Origin of the sequence: Phenylobacterium sp. (genome assembly GCF_036501465.1) — a bacterium.
GTDB lineage: Bacteria > Pseudomonadota > Alphaproteobacteria > Caulobacterales > Caulobacteraceae > Phenylobacterium.
Window position 1 is genome coordinate 23092 of record NZ_DASYAF010000101.1, and the last position, 20064, is coordinate 43155.

Below are 20064 nucleotides of genomic sequence, written 5' to 3' on the forward strand. Positions count from 1 at the left end.
TCCGCTGATTCAGCTCGGGTCCCGGCTTTCCCCGGGATGAGCGGGGGTTTTGTTGTCACCTTCCCAGCTCCTGCAGCGCCGCCTTGATCAGGGCGGGCGCCTCGGCCTCGTCGCCCAGGCGCAGGGCGGCCTGCTCGACGACGCGGCGGGCGGCGGGCTCGGCGACGCCCAGGTGCATGAGTGCGGCGACGGCTTCGCCGGTGACGCTGGGTTTCGCGGGTTCGGCGCCGCGCAGGGCGGCGGCGTGGAAGGCGGCGACGGGACCGTCGGTGATCGGCTTGTCCTTCAGTTCGGTGACGATGCGCAGGGCGAGCTTCGGCCCGACGCCGTTGGCGCGCGAGACGGCCGCCTGGTCGCCGCGGGCGACCGCGCCGGCCAGCTCGGCCGGCGGCAGGACGTCCAGCACCGCCAGCGCCGCCTTTGGCCCCACGCCCTGGATGGTCTTCAGCGCCAGGAAGGCCCGGCGCTCGTCGCGGCCCAGGAAGCCGTAGAGCGTCATCCCGGCCTGTTCGGTCCACTGGGTCTCCACGTGGATCACCACCGCCTCGCCGATGGCCGGCAGGTGGCCGAGCGTGCGCGCGCCGCCGCGCACGACATAGCCCACGCCGCCCACGTCGATCAGGGCGTCCTCCTCGCCGACCTCGGCGACCAGGCCCGAGAGGCGGCCGATCATGGGCGAGATCCTGGGCGCACAGAGGGTCCTGGCTCCCCGGCTCGGCCTGCGCGGCTGCGCCGCTCCGTTGGCCGGGGATGAGCGGGTTTATGATGAATCACGTTCGGCATCTGTTCCGAGCATGCCGTAAACCATGCCGCTTCGCTTGATCAATCGTGAACGTCTCGGGATCACGGCCCCCGTCCGGGGCGCGCCGGTTAACCAGACCGCGCAAGGAATTAAGCAGGATCATCCTGGCGTCCGGACAAACTTGTGCAGTTCTGATGACGCGGCTCTGTGTCTAGGGTGGCCGCAAAGCCGGGGATCCGATGACCGATCACCAGACGCCGCGCACGGGCTCGCACCCGGCGGTCTATCTCGTCCTCTACCTGCCGTTCGGCATGGCGACGGGCTATGTGACGGTGACCCTGGGCTGGTTGCTGCAGCACGCCGGCGCCACCGTCGAAGCCATCGCGGTGCTGGCCGGCATGGCGCTGCTGGCCAACACCTGGAAGGTGGTCTGGTCGCCACTGATCGACACCACCCTGACCGCCAAGGGCTGGTTCGCGATCGGGACGCTGGCGACCGCGGCCTCCCTGGTCGGCATCGCCGTCCTGCCCACTGACCCGAAGCTGCTCGGCCTGTTCAACGGCCTGGTGTTGGCAAGCTCGGTGGCGGCCACCGCAACGGCCATCGCCGTCGACCGCTTCATGGCCTTCGACGTGCCGGACAACCTCAAGGGCCAGGCCGGCGGCTGGAGTCAGGCCGGCAACCTGGGCGGCGCGGGCCTCGGCGGCGGCGCAGGCCTCTGGATCGCCCAGCACTCGGGCCAGCCGTGGATCGCCGGCGTCCTGCTGGCCGCGGCCAGCCTGGCCTGCCTGCTGCCGCTGCTCTCGATCGAGGAGCCGGGCCGGGTGGGCCTGGGCAAGAGCTACGCCGAGACGCTTGGCGAAACCTGGCGCGACGTGCTTTCCCTGGTGAAGACCCGGATCGGCCTGCTGGCCTGTTTCCTGATGCTGCTGCCAATCGGCTCCGGCGGCCTGCAGCAGCTCTGGGCGGCGATCGCCAAGGACTGGGGCGCGGGCGCCGACGAGGTGGCCCTGGCCAGCGGCGTGCTCTCCGGCCTGGCCGGCATCGTGGGCTGCGTGGCCGGCGGCTACATCGCCGACCGGATCGACCGCAAGCTCGCCTACGCCCTCTACGGCATCGGGCTGTCGGCGGTGGCGGTGGCCATGGCGCTCACCGTGCGCACCCCGCTCAGTTTCCTGGTCTACAGCGGCGTCTACAACCTGGTGGTCGGCCTCTGCTACGGGGCCTATTCGGCGGTGACCTTGGAGGCGATCGGCCAGGGCGCGGCCGGCACCAAGTTCAACCTGATCTCCTCGCTTTCCAACGCGCCCATCCTGCTGGTGACCCTAGTGGACGGCTGGGCCGAGACGCACCTGGGCGCGGTGGGCATGCTCTATGTGGAGGCGGCCATGGGCGTGAGCGGCGTGGCGCTCTACGCCCTGGTGGCGGTGACGACGCGGGGCCTCACCTGGAACGTCTTCTTCGGCAAGGGCAAGATCGAGCCCGTCTAGCCTGAAGTCAGGCCGCGTAGCTGCGCGCCCGGCGCGCGTGCGCATGGGCGATAGCCACCGCCAGGGCGTCGGCGGCGTCGGCGGTGGTCTCGCCGGCGGTCGGCAGCAGGCGGCGGATCATGAAGCCCACCTGGGCCTTGTCGGCCGCGCCGGTCCCGACCACGGCCTTCTTGACCACGGTGGCGGCGTATTCGGCGACGACCAGCCCGGCGCGGGCCGGGACGATCAGGCAGCAGGCGCGCGCGTGGCCGAGCTTCAGCGCGCTCCTGGCGTTCTCGTTGACGAAGGTCTCCTCCACCGCCGCTTCGTCCGGTGCGTGGGCGACGACGATCGCTTCGATCGCCTCGTAGAGGCTCGCCAGCCGCTCGGCGAAGGGCAGGGTGTCCTTGGGCGCGATCACCCCGTGGGCCACGTGCGCCAGCCGCGCGCCGTCCACCACCACCACGCCCCATCCGGTGCGGCGCAGGCCGGGGTCGAGCCCCAGGATACGGATCGGCCGAATCGCGTTCATCGTCTGTTCCAGTGTGCCCTGGGGAGATGGGCGCGGGAAGGGTTGACGAAGGATGAGCGAGCGCTCCCGTCGTCCTAAATCCGATCTTAGGCATTTGCGGATCAGATGGGCATGCCCGCGGAGTCGCCTCCCGAAACCTCGCGGGGGAGAGGGTCTGCCATGTCCACCCGAAGCAATGTCCATCGCGTGGTCAACGACCACTTCGAGCCCGACGAGCTCAGCGATCCGAAGGCCCAGCGCGCCCTGCGCGGGAACCTGGAGAGCATTGACTACACCGCCTATTCGGCCAACCGCCGGGTGATGGGCGCGGCCCTGGCCGGCGTGGACGCCAAGCGCTTCGAGCAGCTCGCGCTCGCCACCTCCCAGGCCCGGGCGCTGTGGGTCGCCAAGGGCATCGCCGCCGCCGATGCGTCCCGCCCGCTGTCCGCGGCGCAGGTGGAGGAACTGGCCACCCTGCGCGCCGCCTTCGAGGAACTGGCCGAGGTCTACGAAGCCATGCGCCGCATGGTCGAGCGCGGCTACATGGAATACCGCGAAGCCTAGCCGCTACCTGCCTTCCGGTTCCTGGCGCCGACCCGGCGGCCGGATACGGGTATCGATATTACCTGGGACATTACGCCGAATTCACGGGCCAGTCGGGGTCGGCCTGTCGATAGTCGCCGCCGGCAGGAGCACCGGCGTGAGCAGCAAAAACAGGTTCTGGTGGGCCGGCGCCTGCGCAGCCGCGGCATTGTCGGCGGCGGCCGGCCAGGCCTGGGCCGACTGTCCGACGGGCGCGCCGACGGGTGTCTTCAAGGGCTCGACCGGCGGGATCGGCGCCGAGCGGGTCGAGATGACCCTGAACCTCGTCTGCGCCGACGGCCGGTACTTCGCGCAATTCTTCACGTCGCAATCGGATTTCGAGGCGAGCGGGGCGACCGGCGGGCCCGGGCGCGTCAGCCTGACGTTCGACGAGCGAGCCGGGTCGGGAACAGCCGAGCTTGCCCTCGACGGCGACAAGCTCTCCGTAGCCTTCCACACCGGCATCAACCGCGGCGGCGCCACCCTGGTCCGCGCCGGCCCGCCCCTGGCGCCGGATGCGATGAAGCCGACGCTCGCGCTCACCACCGCCCAGTGGCGCGAGGATGTGGCGGCCTTCGCCGCCGAGCTGCCGAAGCGCCACGCCAATGCGTTCTTCCATCAGCCGCGGCCGGCGTTCGAGGCTGAGGTCGCGCGTCTCGACGCGCGGTTGGGACGGATGAACGGCGACCAGATCTTCGTTGGCCTCGAACGCATCGCCAACGGCATCGGGGATGGCCACACCGGCGTGTCCTTTCCGCTGGACCGCCAGATGATGCCGATCCAGTTCGCCCGCTTCGGCTCCGACCTGCGTGTCGTGGCGGCGGGCCCCGGCCTGGAGCGGGCGCTGGGCGCGCGGCTGGAACGGATCGGCGGGCTCCCGGTCGCCGAGGCCTGGACCCGCGCGCTTACGCTCACGCCGCAGGACGAGCTCCCCGAGCTGCAGGAGGGCCGCGCGGTGACCTATCTGCGCTCAGGGATGCTGCTGCATGGCCTTGGGATCACGCCGGCCCGCAACCAGGCGACCTACGTCCTGAAGACCGACGCGGGGCGGCTCATCACCCTGAAGCTGACGGGCCTGGGGCCGGGCGTCACGGTCCCGATGACCCGGGCGACGGCCGCCACGGGCCTGGCGCACCAGAACCCCGGCCGGGCGTTCTGGTGCCAGGACCTGGCGGCCAGCCATGCCGTCTACTGCGCCTTCCACGGCTACCAGACGCTCGGGCGCGACGCGCGTGAGATGTTCGAGCTGATCGACAAGGCTCATCCGGGCAAGCTGATCATCGACATGCGCGACAACGGCGGCGGCGACAACACCGTGGGCTACGGCTTCCTGATCCGGCCCCTGAAGGCCCGCGCCGACCTCAACCAGACCGGCCGGCTCTATGTGCTGGTGGGGGCGCTCACCTTCTCGGCGGCCATGAACAACGCCGCTCAGTTCCAGGACGACACCAAGGCGATCCTGGTGGGCCAGGAGATCGGCGAGAAGCCGAATTCCTACCAGGAGCCGCGGCAGTTCCGCCTGCCCAATTCGCATCTGATCGTCCGCGCCTCGAGCCTTTACTACAAGTTCCGCGAGCATGGACCGAACGCCGTGGCGCCGGACAAGGCGATCACACCGACCTGGGATGACGTGAAAGCCGGTCGCGATCCGGCGCTCGATTGGGTCCTGGCCCAGCCGACGCCCTGAGCACCCCAGCCTGAAACGCTATGCGCCGCCCAAGGGGCGGCGACGGCTGGTGGTCGAGGTCGAAAGCGGCCACGGCGGCGGCGCCGTCGCAGACAGGCCCGGGAGGCGGCCTCGCCGCCTCCCGTCCGATCAGTCTTATTCCGCGCCGGGCTTCGGCGCGCTGGCCTTGCCGGCTTCTTCGGCTTCCTTGCGGCGCGCGCCGGCCAGAATCGCCGGCAGGGCGTAGTTGCCCTCGTGGCAGGCGTATTCGTAGACGATGCCGTTCAGCGGATAGAAGTCATATTCGCCGCCCCACGGCTTGTCCCAGGTGTCCGGGTCCTCGACCTGGAATTTGTAGTTGATCCGGGTGGGCGAGACGCGGGTGAAGCGCTCGGTGATCTTCAGGTTCTTCCAGGACCCCATGAAGTTCTGGCTCTGGAGCATGTTGGTGGTTTCCACCACCAGGGTGTTGCCCTCGTAGTGGCCGATGGAGTCGCCCATGTAGGTTCGCACGCCGTCGGTGCGGTGCGTGCCGTTGATCCGCACGATCCGCGTGTCGTGGATCAGCTCGATCTGGATCACCGCCGTGTCGGGCGTCTGGATGATGTAGTAGCTGTTGTTGTAGTAGCCGTTGGCCAGCATCGGCGGGCCGGCGTTGCGCCCGAAGCCCATGATGCAGCGGTCGCCCAGGCCACGGACCTCATAGCTGTCGTAGGAATCGCGCGGGAAGCCCGGCGCGCGGGGCGCGCTCGCCTTGCGGGCCGGCGGCATGCCGTTGTCGGTGGTGAGGATCGAGGAGCGGTACTCGCCGTTCACCTCCATGATGTGCGAGCCGGGGTCGATCCAGAAGGTGTTGTAGCCGCCCACGTCGCCACCGGCGGCGGCGAAGTCGGGACGGATGGCGACCAACTTGGCTTCCGGCGAATCCTTGTCGGTGACCTTGCCGGGCCCCTTCTTTTCGTCGGTGGGCCGGTCGGCCTCTTCCAGGGCCTCGGCGAAGGCCTTCTCAAGCCCCTTGGCTTCCTGCGGCGAGAGCGTGCCCTTGTTGGTCAGCTTCGTGTTGCGGGTCAGCGGCGTCATGGTCGCGTTCGACCAGTAGCCGCCGAGATCCGGCGCGCCCCAGCTGGTCTTCGGCGGGGTCCAGCCCGGCGGTGAGACGGTGGGGTCGACGTCGGCCTTGGCCTTGACGACCTTCGCGGGCGCCGCCTTGGCGGGCCCTGCTTTGGCGTCCTTGGCGGTGTCGGTTGCGGCCATCGCCACGCTGGTCGTGGCGAGCGCGGTTCCCAGTGCGAGAATGAGGGCGCGGCGCATGATCAAACTTCTCCCCGTCATAGGTTCTATGAGCCTGTGTGTATCATAACACGATCCGCAGCGGACATAGGCCAAGTGTAACACGGCTCTTCGTCGCAGGCCGAGCGCTTAGGCGGCCGCCCGGGTCAGCACGGTCATCGCCATTTCGCGACGCAGGGAAAAGCCCAGCTTCTCATAGACCGCGATGGCCGGCGCGTTGTGGGCGTAGACGTGCAGGAACGGCTGCTCGCCACGCGCCAGGATCGCCGTGGCGACCCTGCGGCTCAGCACCGCGGAATAGCCGTGGCCGCGGTGGTCGGGGTGGACGCAGACGCCGCTGACCTCGGTGAAGCCGGCAGGCTTCATCCGCTCGCCGGCCATGGCCGCCAGCCTGCCGTCCACCTTCACCCCGATGAAGTCGCCGAGCTGGTGGGTGCGGGCGAAGAACGGACCGGGCTCGGTCAGGGTGGCGAGCGCCAGCATCTCGGGCGCGTCGGCCTCGGTCAGGGCGACGATCTCGAACCCTGGCGGGCCGGCGGCGAAGTCGGTCAGGCCGGCGCAGGCCATCTGCCAGACTTGGCGCGGCTCGCTCGCCGCCCCCGGAACCGGCGGGAACGCCTCGGCCTCCACCAGGGCCAGCGCACCCTGCTCGGGGAGAAGGGCGGACAGCGCCGCCAGGCTCTCGGGCGTGCGCTCGGCGGTCGCGGCGAACAGGCCGTAGTCGGCGATCATCCGCACCGCGCGGCCGCCGCCCGCCCCGACGTGGACCTGGGCGAGATGCGCCTGGCGGGTGGTGAGCGCGCTCCAGACGGGGCGGTCGAGGGGATGGGGCAAGGCGTTCGGTCCGGTTCGGACTGTCGAAATAGGGCCGCGGAGCCGGTCTTGCCAGCCGATCGCGGCGACCGATGCGCGGCTTGTGCGTTTCGAAGGCTCGGACCCACAGACCGCGAGCGTATTTGCGTGGCCGCGAGCCCCCCAATCCTCAGCCCAACACCCGCCAACCCCCTCGTCCAGGCCCTTCAGGCCCACCCCGCGGCGGCGCCGGCGCTGGCCCTCCCCACCGACCCGACCTTGCCCCCGGTGGTCGACCAGGCGAAGCGGCTGATGCTGGGGGACGGCGAGCTGCTGCGGCAGATGGCCGACGCGGCGGCCGGCCTGGCGGTAAGCCTGGCGATGGCCGGGGTGATCCTGGTGGGCACGGTCTGGGCCGCAGACTGGGCCTCGCGCCTTGTCGCCCGGGCCATCGGCCGCGCCCATCGCCGCGGGCCGCCCGACACCACCCTGATGAGCTTCGCCGCCTCCCTGGTGCGCTACATCGTGATCATCGTGGGCCTGATCGCCATGCTCGGGCAGCTGGGCGTCAAGACCACCTCGGTGATCGCCGTCCTGGGCGCGGCCTCCCTGGCCATCGGCCTGGCGCTGCAGGGGGCGCTGTCCAACGTGGCGGCGGGCGTGATGCTGCTGATCCTGCGGCCCTACCGGGTGGGCGATTCGGTGGAGATCGCCGGCAAGGCGGGCACGGTCCGCGGCCTGGACCTGTTCAGCACGCGGCTCTCCAGCAGCGACAACCTGAGCGTCCACGTGCCCAATTCCAAGGTGTTCGGCGACACCATCGTCAACATGAGCTCGCCGGTCTCGCGGCAGGTCACCCTGGATTTCGTCATCGACTACGAGGACGACGTGGACCGCGCGCTGCTGACCCTGCTGGCCTGCGCCGGCGCCGATCCCAAGGTCAAGGACCAGCCCGTCCCCTGGGCCAGAATGACCGCCATGGGCGAGCGCGGGGTCACGGTCTCGCTGCGCGCCTGGTTCGCGGTGGCCGACTTCGACGGCGGCCGCTACGACCTGATGAAGGCGGTCCGCGAGCGGCTGGAGGCCGAGGGTTTCACCTTCCCCTATCCGCAGCAGGTGGCGGTGGAGGCCCGCAAGTTCGAGCCGCCGCACTCCCGTCGCGCCCGCTCCGAGGCCCCGTCGGGCGCGAGGGCCAAGCTGGCGGCGAAGTCCGCCGCGCCAGCCCGGCCGCGCCGCGCCAAGGGCTGAGGCGATCCGTCGCCGCCATCGTGTCAGTCCCGAGACGCTCGCGCCACGGATGGGCCGCAAACGCCATCATGCTCGCGCCGGAAGATTGACATGGCCGTGCGCTTCCCCGCCACATGACCGACGAGGGATGACGCTGCGTAAGTTCCGAGGCTGAGCATGACCCTGCCCACAGAAGCCGTCACCTTGGCCGGCAGCGGCCTGACGTTCATCAACGACTACGATGACACCGTCACCGCGGCCTATCGCTCGGCGATCATCACCGCCGAGAATTTCCTGCAGCAGCACTTCACCAACCAGGTGACGCTGAACGTCGACTTTTCGTTCGCGCCGCTCAGCCCCGGCGCCAGCGCGCAGAACAACTTCACCGAGGTCAACGTCAGCTACGCCAGCTATGCGGCGGCGCTGAACGCGCATGCGACCACCGCCGACGACAGGATCGCGGTCGCCAACCTGCCGGCGAGCGACCCTTCGCACGGGGTCGGATTCGCCCTGCCGCAGGCCTATGCGACGATGTTGGGCCTGGCGTCCCAGACCAACGAAACCGAAGACAGCGTCACCCTCAACAGCAACCTGCCCTTCACCTTCGGCCAGGACGCGGTCGGGGCGATCGACCACGAGATCACCGAGGGGCTGTTCGGCCGCGTCTCCAGCCTGGGGATCGCCGAGCATCGCTGGAACCCGCTGGACCTGTTCCGTTTCACCGCCGCGGGCGCGCGCGACTTCACGGGCGGCCAGGATGGGATCGCCACCTTCTTCGGCATCGCCCCCAACGACGTCTCCGCCCTGCCGTTCCACAACTCGGTCAATGCGGCGGGCCAGTTCGACGGCGACGACCTGGGCGACTGGGACTTCTCGGTGCGGGGCGACTCCTTCGGGGCCGGCGGGCCGGGTGATGCGGGCACGGTCTCGGCGACCGACCTGCAGGAGCTCGACGTCCTGGGCTGGAACCCGACCAGCTCCACCGGCCCGTTCGTCCCGGCCCCCGACGACTTCGCCAACAGCCTGACCGACACCACCCACGCCTTCGGCCACATCGCCATCGGCGGCGCGGCGACCGGCGCGCTGCAACAGGCGGGCGACCACGACTGGTTCGCCGTGCAGCTGCAGGCCGGCGTCACCTATGCGGTCACCGAGACCGGCCACACCGGCGGCGGCGGAACCTTGGCCGATCCCTTCCTGCAGCTGCACGATTCCACCGGCGCGGTGGTGGCCACCAACGACGACATCGTCGACGGCTCCGACCCTGACTCGAAGATCGTCTTCACCGCCACCCAGAGCGGGACCTACTATGTGGACGCCGGCGCCTTCGTGGACGGCTACGCGGGCTCCTACACCGTCGGCGTGACCCAGACCGGCGGCCAGGCTACCGGGCCCGCCGGCATGGTGCTGACCGGCACGGGCGGCGACGACAGCCTGGTGGGCGGCGCCGGCGACGACACCGTCACCGGCGGCTCGGGCCACAATGTGCTGCGCGGCGGGGCTGGCGACGACGTGATCAACGGCGGCTCCGGCTTCAACGACATGAACGGCAACATGGGCGCCGACACCCTGCATGGGGGCACGGGCTCCAACTGGGTGGTCGGCGGCCAGGGCGACGACAGCCTGACGGGCGGCGGCGGCTTCCAGGACATCGTGCTGGGCAACCTCGGCAACGACACCCTGCACGCCGGGACCCAGGACGAGGTCATGCGCGGCGGCCAGGGCGACGACGTGATCGTCGGCGGCCCCGGCGACGACTTCATCTCCGGCGACCTGGGCAACGACACCGAGACCGGCGGCGCCGGCGCCGACATCTTCCACGGCTCGTCCAATGTGGGGCTCGATGAGGTCACCGACTTCAACTACGCCCAGGGCGACCGGGTGGAGCTGGACCCTGGCACCTCCTTCGCGCTCAGCCAGGTGGGAGCCAACACGGTGGTCACCTTCACCAACGGCAGCGAGATGATCCTGATGAACGTCCAGTTCCAGTCGCTGCCCAGCGACTGGATCTTCCAGGGCACGCTCAGCCACCTCTAGCGGTTCGCCGCGACCTTCCGGAAAACAAGAGGCCCGCGGCCGGGGAGGGTCGCGGGCCTTGGCGTCCGCCAAGCGGCCGGGGAGCCTGGGGCGGACTGTTTGGAGGGCCGGGGGAGACCCTCTTGCTGGATGTACGCACCGGCTGGGCGGTTAGATGCGCGAGGCCATCTGCAAACTGGTGGAGGCCTTTTCGGCGGCTTCCTGGCGGATGCCGACCTGGCAGGCGGCGCGGGCGTTGAGGTCGCGTTCGCTGCGGCAGAAGTGGCGGGCGGCCTGATCGACACGAGCCGAGAAGGCGGCCTGGCCGGCGGCGCTGGACATGTTCAGGTCGGAGACCTGGACCCGTTCGGCGGCGTGGGCGGCGGTGGACAGCACCGCGACTGGCAGGGAGGCCAGCACCACGGCGGCGAAACCGGCGAAACCATATTTGGCGGGGGACTTCATAGCTGGGTCTTCCTCTTCGAATGTGGCTGGCGCTGCGGGCCGCCGATGAAGAGGGAATACTTTCAGACTTCAGTTAAGTCCCGTGAAGTCTACGTAATGACGCCGATTTAACAAACTTACTTAGGATTAATTACTTAAAATTCATGTAATAATCTGAACGGCCTGTAATGTTCGCGGGAGGGGCGAGCTACCCCGCATGGTCCGGCACGCCGATCAGCTGCAGGAAGGTGATGGCGACCACGGACTGCTGGGGCAGGTTCGCATAGCCGGGCTTGGGCTTGGCCTCGATGTTGATCGTGGCGATCAGCCAGGCGTCCGGGAAGGCGTGCAGGTCCTGCTGCGGCAGGGCCTTGAGCGTCGGGCACAGCGACCGCGACCGCTCGGCGCAGGCGCGGTGCAGCGGGGCGATGGCGCCGGCGTCGAACAGGCGGCGGTCGTCCTTGAAGTCGGCGGGCAACCAGACGCCCAGGTTGCGCCGGCGGATGTCGGCGGCGTCGGTCCAATGGCCGGTCTGGCTCCAGCGGTCACCGTTCGCCGTCGGCTTGCCGCACATCGGGCACAGCATCTCGCGCACGCTCTTGCGCTGGCGGAACAGGTGGTTGCGCGAATAGAGCGGGTGGCCCTTGCCGGGGTTCTCGACCTGGTTCACGGCGATGGCCCCATCGACGCTGGGGCAGGGGCCGATCGTCGTCATCGGCTCCTCCGACCAGCTGGTCACCCAGGGGACGTCGACGCCCACCTTCAGCTTCGAGGTCTTGGTGGTCATGTCAGGGCTTTGGCGCGGCGGCGGCGGGAGGCGTGGCCGGGGCGGCGGCCGCCGGATCCGGCGGCGGCGCGCGGCGGATCGAGACGATCTTCACCGGATGGACCAGAATCTCGCCCTTCATGGCGCCGACCCCGGCGTTGGGGTCGGTGGGCTCGCCCAGGATCTGGCGGACGACCGGCATGCCGTCGGTCACATGGCCAAAGGCCGCGAAGCCGGGATCCGTCGCCGTGGCGTCGAGGTAGCTCATGTCGCCGACGCAGATGACCCAGTCGGCCTGGGCGGTGCCCGGCGCGTAGCGGCCCATGGAGATGGTCCCGTCGCCGTGGTGTAGGCCGGTCTTGAGCGTGCTCTCGTGGGCGATCGGCGGCAGCTTCTTCTTCACGTTGTCGCGCAGGCCGCCCTGGATGGAGCCATAGTCGTTGGTCGTTTGGCCTGGCGGCTTGGACGCCCGATAGAAGGTCGAACCGTCGTAGAGCTTGCGGTCCACGTACTTCAGGAAGTTGGCCGTGGTGATCGGCGCCTTGTCGGCGGCCAGCTCGACGGTGATGGCGCCCTCGGTGGTGGTGATGACGACCCTCGGGTTGGGCTTGGCGTCACTCGTCTGGGCCTGGGTCTGGGCTTGGGCGACGGCGGGCGCGGCCAGGCCGGAAGCGATGGCGAGGGCGATGAGCGTGCGGCGAAGGAGCATGTCGCCAGTCTAGCCTCAGCGCTCCCAGAAGTGGAAGGCGCGCCAGCCGGCGAGCAGGGCGTTGAGGTCCAGGCCGAGCGTCAGGCTGGCCTGAGCCGCCCAGCGGAACAGGTAGCTCCCCAGCCCATGCGGCGCCAGCAGCGCCAGCAGCAGGAGCAGCATCACGAGCCCCTCGGCCCGGCGGCTGCGGAACTGCAGCGGGGCCGGCAGGAAGGGCCGCAGGATCGAAAAGCCGTCCAGTCCCGGCGCAGGCAGCAGGTTCAGCATCAGGGCCATCACCTGCAGGAAGGCCAGGACGGTGAGCGCGGCGAACAGGGCGAGCGGCCCGGGCCCGGCGACGCCCCAGCCCGCCCAGAACGACAGGCCGAAGCTCAGGACCAGCAGGACCAGCAGGGTCGCCGCCGGCCCCGCCGCCGCCGCCGCCGAGCGCCACAGGGGCCCGCGCAGCAGGTCGTTGCGGATATAGACCGCGCCGCCCGGGAACCCCACGCCGCCCATCAGCAGCGCCACCAGCGGGATCACCAGGCTGACGCCCACGTCGCCATAGCGGCGCGGGTCGAACGACAGATAGCCCTTCTCGGTCACCGTGCGGTCGCCGCCCAGCCAGGCGGTCGCGGCGTGGGCGAACTCGTGGACCATGACCGCCAGCACCCAGCCCAGCAGCACGAAGGCGAAGCTGAGCGGCCCGCTGGGCGCGGCGACCAGGGCCGCGCCCATGCCGATCCACAGCAGCAACAACCCCGGCCCGACCAGCGGATTGGCGGGCTTGGGCGGCGCGGGCGGGGCCGTCGTCGTCGGGGGTGTTGTCTGGGTCACGAGGCTGCGCTTAGCACATCGATCGCGCGGCGGGACGGGCCGAGCGCGAAAGCGCTGGCGGCCAGCAGGGCGAGGAGGCGTGCGCGCGGCGTCACTTCCGCAGGGCCGCCGTCTTCTCCCGCACCGCCTTGAACTCCGAGCCGGCGTTCCAGGTCGGCCATTCGCGGCTGTTCGCCAGCGCCTTGCCGACTTCGTAGAAGAGGTCGATGTCCTGGGCCGCGCCGCGCAGGTCCCAGGCGGCGCTCCAGTTGTCGCAGACCTGGTGGTAGCAGCGGGTGGTGTAGTCGTTGACCCACTTGTCGCCGGCCGCGCGGCCGCCCGCCAGCAGGTCGGGACCCGCGGCCATGCCCATGATCAGCTCGGTCGGCACGCCACGCTTGGCGACGCTGAAGTGGTCGGCGCGGTAGAACAGCGCCTTCTCCGGGTGCGGGTCCGGCGTGATCGTCCGGTGCTGTTTCGCCGCCGCCGCGGCGAGGTCCTTGTCCAGGCTGGACTTGCCGTTCCCTACCAGCACCAGGTCGCGGCTGGGGCCGGCGGTCTGCACCACGTCCATGGTGAAGTTGGCGACGCTGGTGGCCAGCGGGAACTTCGGATGGGTGGCGTAGTATTCGCTGCCCAGCAGGCCCCGCTCCTCGGCCGTCCAGACGCCGAACACCAGGGTGCGCTGCGGCCTCGGGCCGTGCGAGAAGGCCCGCGCGATCTCCAGCACGCCGGCCACGCCCATGCCGTCGTCGATCGCCCCGTGGCGCACCGTGTCGCCGCTGGCGTCCGGCGGGCCCTGGCCGAAGGCGTCCCAGTGGGCGGCGAAGGTCACGGTCTCGTCCGGGTGCGTGGTCCCGGGGATTTCGGCCAGCACATTGTGGCTGGTCAGCCGGTCGGTCTTGACCGGGAAATCGGCGGAGAAGCTCGCGCCCTTCAGCGCCACCGGCCTGAAGCCATAGGTGCGCGCCCGGACCTTCTCGGCCTCGAAATCGAGGCCGGCCTGCTTGAACAGCTGCACCGCCAGATCGCGCTGCATCCAGCCTTGGATCAGCGGATGGACCTTGTCGGCGTCGGTGCGGACCACGTCGTAGCTGTCGCCGTTGGATGCCACGACCGTCGACCAGGGATAGGCCGCCCCCGCCGTCTCATGGACGATGATGCAGCCCAGCCCGCCGCGCCGCGCGATCTCCTCGAACTTGTAGATCCAGCGGCCGTAGTAGGTGGCGGCCAGCCCCCCGAACTTGCCGGCCACCGGCTCGCCGGGCTTGGCCTCGAAGTCCGGGTCGTTGATCAGGACGACGGCGATCTTGCCCTTCAGGTCGACGCCCTTGAAGTCGTCCCAGCCGCGCTCGGGCGCGGTGACGCCATAGCCCACGAAGACCAGCGGCGCCTTTTCCACCTGCACGCGGCTGACCGGCCGCTGGGTCCAGACCATCACGTCCTTGGTCTCGGCGAGGGGGCGCGTCCGGCCGCTGGAAGTCAGGGCGAAACGCGTCGCCGCCGGATCGACCCGGAAGCGGATCAGCGGCACCGCCTGGGTCCAGCCGCCCGCGTCGCCGGCCGGTTTCAGCCCCGCGGCTTTGAACTGGGCCTCCAGGTAGGCCAGCGTGCCGGCCTCCCCCGGGCCGCCCGGCGCGCGGCCGGCCAGCCTGGCGTCGGCCAGCACCTTCACGTCGGCGCTGAGCCGCTGCGGCGAGATGGGACCGGTGTCGATCTTGGGTTGGGCGGAAGCGGAAACGGCGAGGGCGGTCAGGGCCGCGGCAAGCAAGGCGATGCGCATGGCTCAACCCTAGCCCGAAATTCCGCGCCCGCCAGTTCGCTTGGCGGTCCACGGGCCGGCCCAAAGAAAAAGGGCCGGCGCCTCGCGGCGCCGACCCCTCTGTCTCACGCGGCTCAGAAGAGCGCGGTGTCGGTCCTCAGGCGCTTTGCAGCTGGCCCGCGGACGTCTTGCCGTTGCGCGGGTCCTTTTCCAGCTCGAAGCTGACCTTCTGGCCTTCGTTGAGCGAGGTCATGCCCGCCCGTTCGACGGCCGAGATGTGGACGAAAACGTCCTGTCCGCCGCCATCAGGCTGGATGAAGCCGAAGCCCTTTTGGCCGTTGAACCATTTCACGACGCCTGTCGCCATATCAGTATCCCCTTCCGGGTCTTGAGTATTCACGCGCCCCTCGTGGGCTGCGCGATCAAATTTTCGGAGAGGATCGAGGGCAGTTCCGGCTCCCGATTAGAAATCGGGGATGGAGAGCGGGCGAGCCAAAACGATATTCGATGCCTTAGCCTCGCATCATCCAGGGCCGAGAACAAGGAAAATCTCGGATTTTCCGAAAAGCCGAGACAAAGCTGGCAAGCGCGGCTAGAAAATCTGCTTTGCAATTCCTATATATAGCTCTGCTCACGGCGCCCATCGGGGCGCCTCGAAAGGATTTTCCCTCATGGCCATCCGCGGCGCCGGCGATCGCGAAGTCCTCACAGTCGCGCGCGATAACGACCGCTGGGCCGTGGAATATCGCGGCGTCTTCTCCGACCACACCGCGGAGAAGGAAGAGGCCAAGGCCTCGGCCAACAAGCGCGCCCGGGCCCTGCAGGACGAGGGCCGCGCCTGCCAGGTGCGGGTGAGCGGCGAGCACGGCTTCTACGGCGACGCCTGAGCCGCCCCCGCTGATCGTCCCGCTCGCTCCGCCGCCCCGGTCGCGGACTAGCTCTTCAGACCCGCCTGAATCGACTTGGCCTTGTCCAGGTGCATCTGGACGGTGGGCGCGAGGTTGGCCGCGCCGCCCTTGAGGCCCGCGTCGGAGCCGTCCTTGGCGTAGCCCTGCAAGAGGTCCAGCGCTTCCTGGTGGGCGGCGACCTGCTGGTCGATGTAGGTCTTGTCGAAGTCGGCGTCGCTGGCGCTGTTCAGGTGGTCGATGAAGCCCTGGCGGCGATCGTCGAGCTTGGCGGCCGGCGTCTGGTTGGCCGCGGCCATCAGCGGCTTCATCATCGCCGTGCTCTTGGTGTGGTCCTTGACCATCATCTTGGCGAAGGCGACCACGTCCTTGTTCTTCGAGCGCTTCTGCGCGATCTGCGCCGCCTGGACTTCGTACATGTCGCCCTGGCTGGCGTTGGAGACGAAGGCGCCGGTGTCATGCGATCCCAGGGTGTTGGCGGAGGTCGCGCCCACCGCCGCGCCCGTGGCGTCCTCGGCCTTGTTGGTCGCTGTCGCGGCGCTGGTGGCGGCGTTCGCGGCGGTGTCGCTGGCCGTGCTTCCCGCATTGTTGGCCGCGGTCTTGTTGCAGGCGGCGAGCGACAGGGCCGCAAGCGCGGCGGCGCTCAGCATCAGGGTGCGCTTCATGGAACTCTCCCGGGTTAGGTTCGCGAGCCCAACGTCCGGATGGCGGCAAAGCTCCGCCGCCTGCCATTTGGCGCCTATTTCTCCGCCGCGGCGACCTTGGCTAGGCCGGCGTTCAGCCAGCCGCTCTCGTTGGAGTTCTTCGACGCCTTGAGCAGGGTCTGCAGCGCCTGTTTGCGGGCGGCCAGCGCCGCGGCGTTCTTCGGCTCCACGGCCAGCGCCGCGCCGGTCAGGCGCAGGGCGAGCGCCGGGTCCGAGGCCGCGACCGCCTGGGCGCGCGCCGCCACCGGCCCCGCGCCGCCGGCGATCCTGACCAGCTCGGCCGCCGCTTCGCCGGGCGAGACCGCGTACATGGTCGCCGGATCGGTGTCGAACCAGCCGGCGTAGCCCTCGTAGATGCCGCGCACCGACCAGCTCACCGCGCCGTAGCCCTCGCCCACATAGAGCTCCGGCGGCAGCTTGATCTCGCGCATCAGGGTGTAGACGTCCTTGCCCTGGTTCATGCCCTTCACCGTGGCGTCGTGCACATAGAGGATGGCGTCGCGGTACTGCTTCAGCACCTTCTGGACCTTGGCGGCGCCGACGATCGGCACGCCGTGGCTGGGCAGCACGATCTCGGGCTTCAGCGCCAGGACCTTGTCGATCGATTCCACATAGTTCAGCGCCGGCCGCGGCGGGGTGCCGCGCAGCGTGTACATGTTGGGGAACGACGCATAGTAGTTGTCGCCGATGAACAGCGCCTTCAGCTCCGGGATCCAGACGTTGAGCATGTCCGGGGTCTCGCCCGGCATCGACAGGCAGTCGAAGGTCAGGTCGCCCAGCTTGAACTTGTATTCCTTGTCGAACAGCACGTCCGCCAGCTTGGGCGCGGCGTAGTCGCCGGGGTTCAGGCCGGCGCGGATGGCGCCGCCGGGGCCGGCCAGCGCGCCCACCGAAGCCTGGTACTGGGCGGCGTTGCGCAGGGCGAAGAAGCCGGCCAGCCGTTCCATGTAATTGCGGAATTCCACCGAACTGGCCTGCTCGATCACCTGGGTCCCGGGCTCTTTCCAGGCCCTCACGCCGCCGGTGTGGTCGCCGTGGCTGTGGGTGAGGATGATGTCCTTGATCGGCGCCTTGTCCTCGGCGCGCAGCATGGCGTGGTGGCGCTGGGCGTTCATCGGCAGCGACGTGTCGATGATCACGTCGCCGGCCTTGGTGGTGACCATGAAGGTGTTGCCGAACCCGACGGCCTGGAAGATGCGCCCGCCCGCGAAGCTCAGCGCCTTGGTCCGGTCCGCCCCGGCGCTGGTGGGCTGGTTCGAGCCCAGGGTCTCCTGGGCCGGCGCCAGCGTCGGCGCGGCCAGGGCGGCGAGCGCCACGAAGGCGGCGATCGGGGCGGCGAAGATGGTGCGCATGGAGACGGTCCCCCGAAGCTTGTGAGCGACTTTCGGTGGCGGCAGTACGCCATCGGCCTTATGCCGGGAAACAGCGCGGCCGGATCATTCCGCGCATCGGAACAAGAGGCCAGGCTTGAGCGACCAGGACCCCCCTAAAGACGGCGACGGCGCGCGCGAGGAGGCCCGGCGCAAGCTGCTCGGCCGGGCCATGGTGATCGGCCTGTTGGCGCTGACCGCCCTCTACGCGGTGGTGACCTTCCTGGGTCGGCGGTAGAGGGCGCCGGCGACGCGGCCTATTTCGCCTCGGCCGCCGCCTTCATGGTCGCCAGCAGGCCGGTGAACTGCCGGGTGCGCTGCTCCTTGTCCTTGGCCTTGTCTTCCGCCTCGTGCTTCGGCAGGGCGTCGGCGTCATAGACCAGGGTGTAGAGCAGCTTCGACGTCTTCTTGTCGATCGGCTGGATCTCCACGGTGCCGTGGTAGTCGATCGGGCTCTTGGGCTGGGAGTAGGTGTAGGACCAGGCGGTCTTGGCGACCAGCAGCTCGCGGACCCGCCCGGCGATGGTGCGCACCGAACCGACCTGGCCGTCGGGGCCCGCCACCGTGCAGGTGGTCTTGAACCAGGCGCCGATCAGGCAATAGCCGCTGATCTTCGGCCAGGCCTTGTCGGCCGGGGCGTTGACCGTGGTCTCCAGCGGAATGGTGACGAAGTCCTCGGCGCGCGCGGCGCCGGCGGCCAGCGTCAGGCCGGAAAGGGCCACGCCGGCAAGCGTGGCGGCGAGTTTGAGTTTCATTGGTCTCCCCCTGGTTTCTTGGTGGTTCGGGGCACTGTGCCCCGGCGACCCTGGGTAAGCCAAGGCCTTCGGTGAAGGCGCTCAGGCGGCCGGCAGGCGCAGGCTCACCTTCACGCCCGAGGCGCTGGAGTCGTAGGTCACGTCCGACTTCAGGCTGTGGGCCATGGCCTTGATCAGCCGCGCGCCGAGGCCGGTGCCCTTGGCCGCGCCGTCCGCCAGGCCGGGGCCGTCGTCCTCCACGCACAGCAGCAGGGCGCCGTCCTGCGGGATCAGGCCCACTCGCACCTCGCCGGCCTGGCCGCGCTTGTAGGCGTACTTGCAGGCGTTGGTGACCAGCTCGTTGACCACCACGCCCACCGAAATCGCCTGGTCGGTGGGCAGCTTCACACCCTCCACCGTCAGCACGATGCGCCGCGGCGACTCGGCGGAGGACAAGGTGCCCTCCAGTTCGCGCACCAGGGGCTCCAGATAGTCGCGCATCTCCACCACCTGCACGTCCTCGGAAGCATAGAGCCGGCGGTGGACCTGGATGATCGCCTCGATGCGCCGCCCGGTGTCCTTCAGCGCCGCGCGCGCCTCGCCATCGACGGCCGAGGCCTGCATGCGCACCAGGGACGAGACCAGCTGCAGGCTGTTGGCCACGCGATGGTTCACCTCGTGCAGCAGGGCCTCGAGGCGCTGGTTGGTGGTGCGCAGCTCGGCCTCGGTCGTGGCGTGGCGGCGGCGCAGCTCGGCCTTCTCCAGGGCCTGGACCATGGCGGTGTCCAGCAGGTCGAAGAACTCGTCGCCGACGGTCTTGACCACATAGTCCGCTGCGCCGGCCTTCAGCGCCGAGACCGCCACCCGGCTCTCGTCGGAGCCGGTGACATAGATGACCGGCGGCGGGTCGGGCATGGCGCAGATGCGCTCCAGGGCCGCGAAGCCGCCCAGGCCCGGCATGAAATGGTCCATGGCCACCACGTCGATCCCGCCGGCCTCCAGCAAAGCCAGGCCCTCCTCGCCGCTGGCCGCCAGAGCGACCTCATAGCCGCGCCGCTGCAGGGACCGGCGCACCAGTTGGCGCAGGCCCTCGTCGTCGTCGACATAGAGGATACGGCGCTGCGGCTCGCTCACCCGCCCGCCTCGACGTCAGGGACCTGGATCACCGACAGGAACAGGCCAAGCTGGCGGATCGCGTCGGCGAAGCTTTCGTAGTTCACCGGCTTGGTGATGTAGACGTTGCAGCCAAGGTCGTAGCAGCGCTGGATCTCGGCCTTGTCGTCGGTGGTGGTCAGCACCACGACCGGCGTGCGCTTCAGCCGGGCGTTGGACTTCACCCGCTCCAGGATGTCGATCCCGCTCATGTCCGGCAGGTTGAGGTCGAGCAGCACCAGGGCCGGGCCGTTCAGCGCCGGGCCGTCACGATCGGCCTCCAGGTAGCGCAGGGCGGTGGCCCCGTCGGTGAAGTGGCGGATGGCGTTGTTGATCCCCGCGCGGCGGATGTTCCGCTCGATCAGGCGGGCGTGACCCTCGTCGTCTTCCACCATCACGATCGTGACATGCTGCTGTTCACTCATCGG

The 20064-nt window shown here is 69.7% G+C and carries 22 protein-coding genes; 7 read left to right on the top strand and 15 right to left on the bottom strand.

Features of this window, described 5'->3' with window-relative positions; genetic code table 11:
- Positions 1–55: 55 nt before the first annotated feature.
- Complete coding sequence (ruvA, locus tag VGL85_RS10870; RefSeq protein ID WP_331588953.1) at positions 56–673, bottom strand: Holliday junction branch migration protein RuvA; 618 nt, start codon at positions 671–673, stop codon at positions 56–58.
- 308 nt (positions 674–981) lie between these two features.
- Between ruvA and VGL85_RS10875 the strand changes: the two genes are divergently transcribed.
- Positions 982–2232, top strand: coding sequence for an MFS transporter (locus VGL85_RS10875; RefSeq protein ID WP_331588954.1), 1251 nt, complete (start codon positions 982–984; stop codon positions 2230–2232).
- Positions 2233–2239: 7 nt separating this feature from the next.
- Here the strand turns inward: VGL85_RS10875 and ruvC are convergent, their stop codons facing one another.
- Positions 2240–2743: a crossover junction endodeoxyribonuclease RuvC gene (ruvC, locus tag VGL85_RS10880; protein WP_331588955.1), complete on the bottom strand. Its 504-nt coding sequence runs from the start codon at positions 2741–2743 to the stop codon at positions 2240–2242.
- A gap of 159 nt (positions 2744–2902) precedes the next feature.
- Here ruvC and VGL85_RS10885 point away from each other — a divergent pair, with 159 nt between their 5' ends.
- A complete protein-coding gene (locus VGL85_RS10885; RefSeq protein ID WP_331588956.1) occupies positions 2903–3286 on the top strand; it encodes a hypothetical protein in 384 nt (127 codons plus the stop codon).
- 136 nt (positions 3287–3422) lie between these two features.
- Positions 3423–4991: a hypothetical protein gene (locus tag VGL85_RS10890; protein ID WP_331588957.1), complete on the top strand. Its 1569-nt coding sequence runs from the start codon at positions 3423–3425 to the stop codon at positions 4989–4991.
- A 135-nt stretch (positions 4992–5126) separates the two neighbouring features.
- On the opposite strand, the gene VGL85_RS10895 is transcribed toward VGL85_RS10890, so the two are convergent.
- Positions 5127–6281, bottom strand: coding sequence for a hypothetical protein (locus tag VGL85_RS10895; protein ID WP_331588958.1), 1155 nt, complete (start codon positions 6279–6281; stop codon positions 5127–5129).
- A gap of 108 nt (positions 6282–6389) precedes the next feature.
- Positions 6390–7094, bottom strand: coding sequence for a GNAT family N-acetyltransferase (locus tag VGL85_RS10900; RefSeq protein ID WP_331588959.1), 705 nt, complete (start codon positions 7092–7094; stop codon positions 6390–6392).
- A gap of 126 nt (positions 7095–7220) precedes the next feature.
- Between VGL85_RS10900 and VGL85_RS10905 the strand changes: the two genes are divergently transcribed.
- Both VGL85_RS10905 and VGL85_RS10910 read left to right on the top strand, forming a co-directional pair.
- A complete protein-coding gene (locus tag VGL85_RS10905) occupies positions 7221–8300 on the top strand; it encodes a mechanosensitive ion channel family protein (protein ID WP_331588960.1) in 1080 nt (359 codons plus the stop codon).
- 156 nt (positions 8301–8456) lie between these two features.
- Entirely contained in the window at positions 8457–10316 is a 1860-nt protein-coding gene (locus tag VGL85_RS10910; protein WP_331588961.1) for an NF038122 family metalloprotease, read from the top strand.
- 150 nt (positions 10317–10466) lie between these two features.
- On the opposite strand, the gene VGL85_RS10915 is transcribed toward VGL85_RS10910, so the two are convergent.
- The 6 genes from VGL85_RS10915 to VGL85_RS10940 all read right to left on the bottom strand — a co-directional run bounded on the left by VGL85_RS10915 (position 10467) and on the right by VGL85_RS10940 (position 15138).
- Complete coding sequence (locus VGL85_RS10915; RefSeq protein ID WP_331588962.1) at positions 10467–10760, bottom strand: UrcA family protein; 294 nt, start codon at positions 10758–10760, stop codon at positions 10467–10469.
- A gap of 187 nt (positions 10761–10947) precedes the next feature.
- Positions 10948–11526 (bottom strand): hypothetical protein, encoded by a 579-nt coding sequence (locus tag VGL85_RS10920; RefSeq protein ID WP_331588963.1) that lies wholly within the window; start codon positions 11524–11526, stop codon positions 10948–10950.
- 1 nt (position 11527) lies between these two features.
- Entirely contained in the window at positions 11528–12214 is a 687-nt protein-coding gene (locus tag VGL85_RS10925; protein WP_331588964.1) for a peptidylprolyl isomerase, read from the bottom strand.
- A 15-nt stretch (positions 12215–12229) separates the two neighbouring features.
- Positions 12230–13030, bottom strand: coding sequence for a site-2 protease family protein (locus tag VGL85_RS10930; protein WP_331588965.1), 801 nt, complete (start codon positions 13028–13030; stop codon positions 12230–12232).
- 91 nt (positions 13031–13121) lie between these two features.
- The gene (locus VGL85_RS10935; protein ID WP_331588966.1) at positions 13122–14792 is read right to left on the bottom strand and encodes a M28 family metallopeptidase; all 1671 of its coding nucleotides are present in this window, start codon (positions 14790–14792) and stop codon (positions 13122–13124) included.
- Positions 14793–14928: 136 nt separating this feature from the next.
- On the bottom strand, positions 14929–15138 hold the full coding sequence (locus VGL85_RS10940; RefSeq protein ID WP_331588967.1) for a cold-shock protein: 210 nt from the start codon (positions 15136–15138) through the stop codon (positions 14929–14931).
- A 304-nt stretch (positions 15139–15442) separates the two neighbouring features.
- Between VGL85_RS10940 and VGL85_RS10945 the strand changes: the two genes are divergently transcribed.
- On the top strand, positions 15443–15658 hold the full coding sequence (locus tag VGL85_RS10945) for a hypothetical protein (protein ID WP_331588968.1): 216 nt from the start codon (positions 15443–15445) through the stop codon (positions 15656–15658).
- Between the two features lie 47 nt (positions 15659–15705).
- Here the strand turns inward: VGL85_RS10945 and VGL85_RS10950 are convergent, their stop codons facing one another.
- On the bottom strand, positions 15706–16341 hold the full coding sequence (locus VGL85_RS10950) for a DUF4142 domain-containing protein (protein WP_331588969.1): 636 nt from the start codon (positions 16339–16341) through the stop codon (positions 15706–15708).
- 74 nt (positions 16342–16415) lie between these two features.
- A complete protein-coding gene (locus tag VGL85_RS10955; RefSeq protein ID WP_331588970.1) occupies positions 16416–17732 on the bottom strand; it encodes an alkyl sulfatase dimerization domain-containing protein in 1317 nt (438 codons plus the stop codon).
- Positions 17733–17847: 115 nt separating this feature from the next.
- Between VGL85_RS10955 and VGL85_RS10960 the strand changes: the two genes are divergently transcribed.
- Positions 17848–17988, top strand: coding sequence for a hypothetical protein (locus VGL85_RS10960; protein WP_331588971.1), 141 nt, complete (start codon positions 17848–17850; stop codon positions 17986–17988).
- 19 nt (positions 17989–18007) lie between these two features.
- Here the strand turns inward: VGL85_RS10960 and VGL85_RS10965 are convergent, their stop codons facing one another.
- The 3 genes from VGL85_RS10965 to VGL85_RS10975 all read right to left on the bottom strand — a co-directional run bounded on the left by VGL85_RS10965 (position 18008) and on the right by VGL85_RS10975 (position 20061).
- Entirely contained in the window at positions 18008–18505 is a 498-nt protein-coding gene (locus tag VGL85_RS10965; RefSeq protein ID WP_331588972.1) for an SRPBCC family protein, read from the bottom strand.
- Between the two features lie 81 nt (positions 18506–18586).
- Positions 18587–19618, bottom strand: coding sequence for a sensor histidine kinase (locus VGL85_RS10970; RefSeq protein WP_331588973.1), 1032 nt, complete (start codon positions 19616–19618; stop codon positions 18587–18589).
- Positions 19615–20061: a response regulator gene (locus VGL85_RS10975; protein ID WP_331588974.1), complete on the bottom strand. Its 447-nt coding sequence runs from the start codon at positions 20059–20061 to the stop codon at positions 19615–19617. The genes VGL85_RS10970 and VGL85_RS10975 overlap by 4 nt, the downstream gene beginning before the upstream one ends.
- Between the last annotated feature and the right edge of the window lie 3 nt (positions 20062–20064).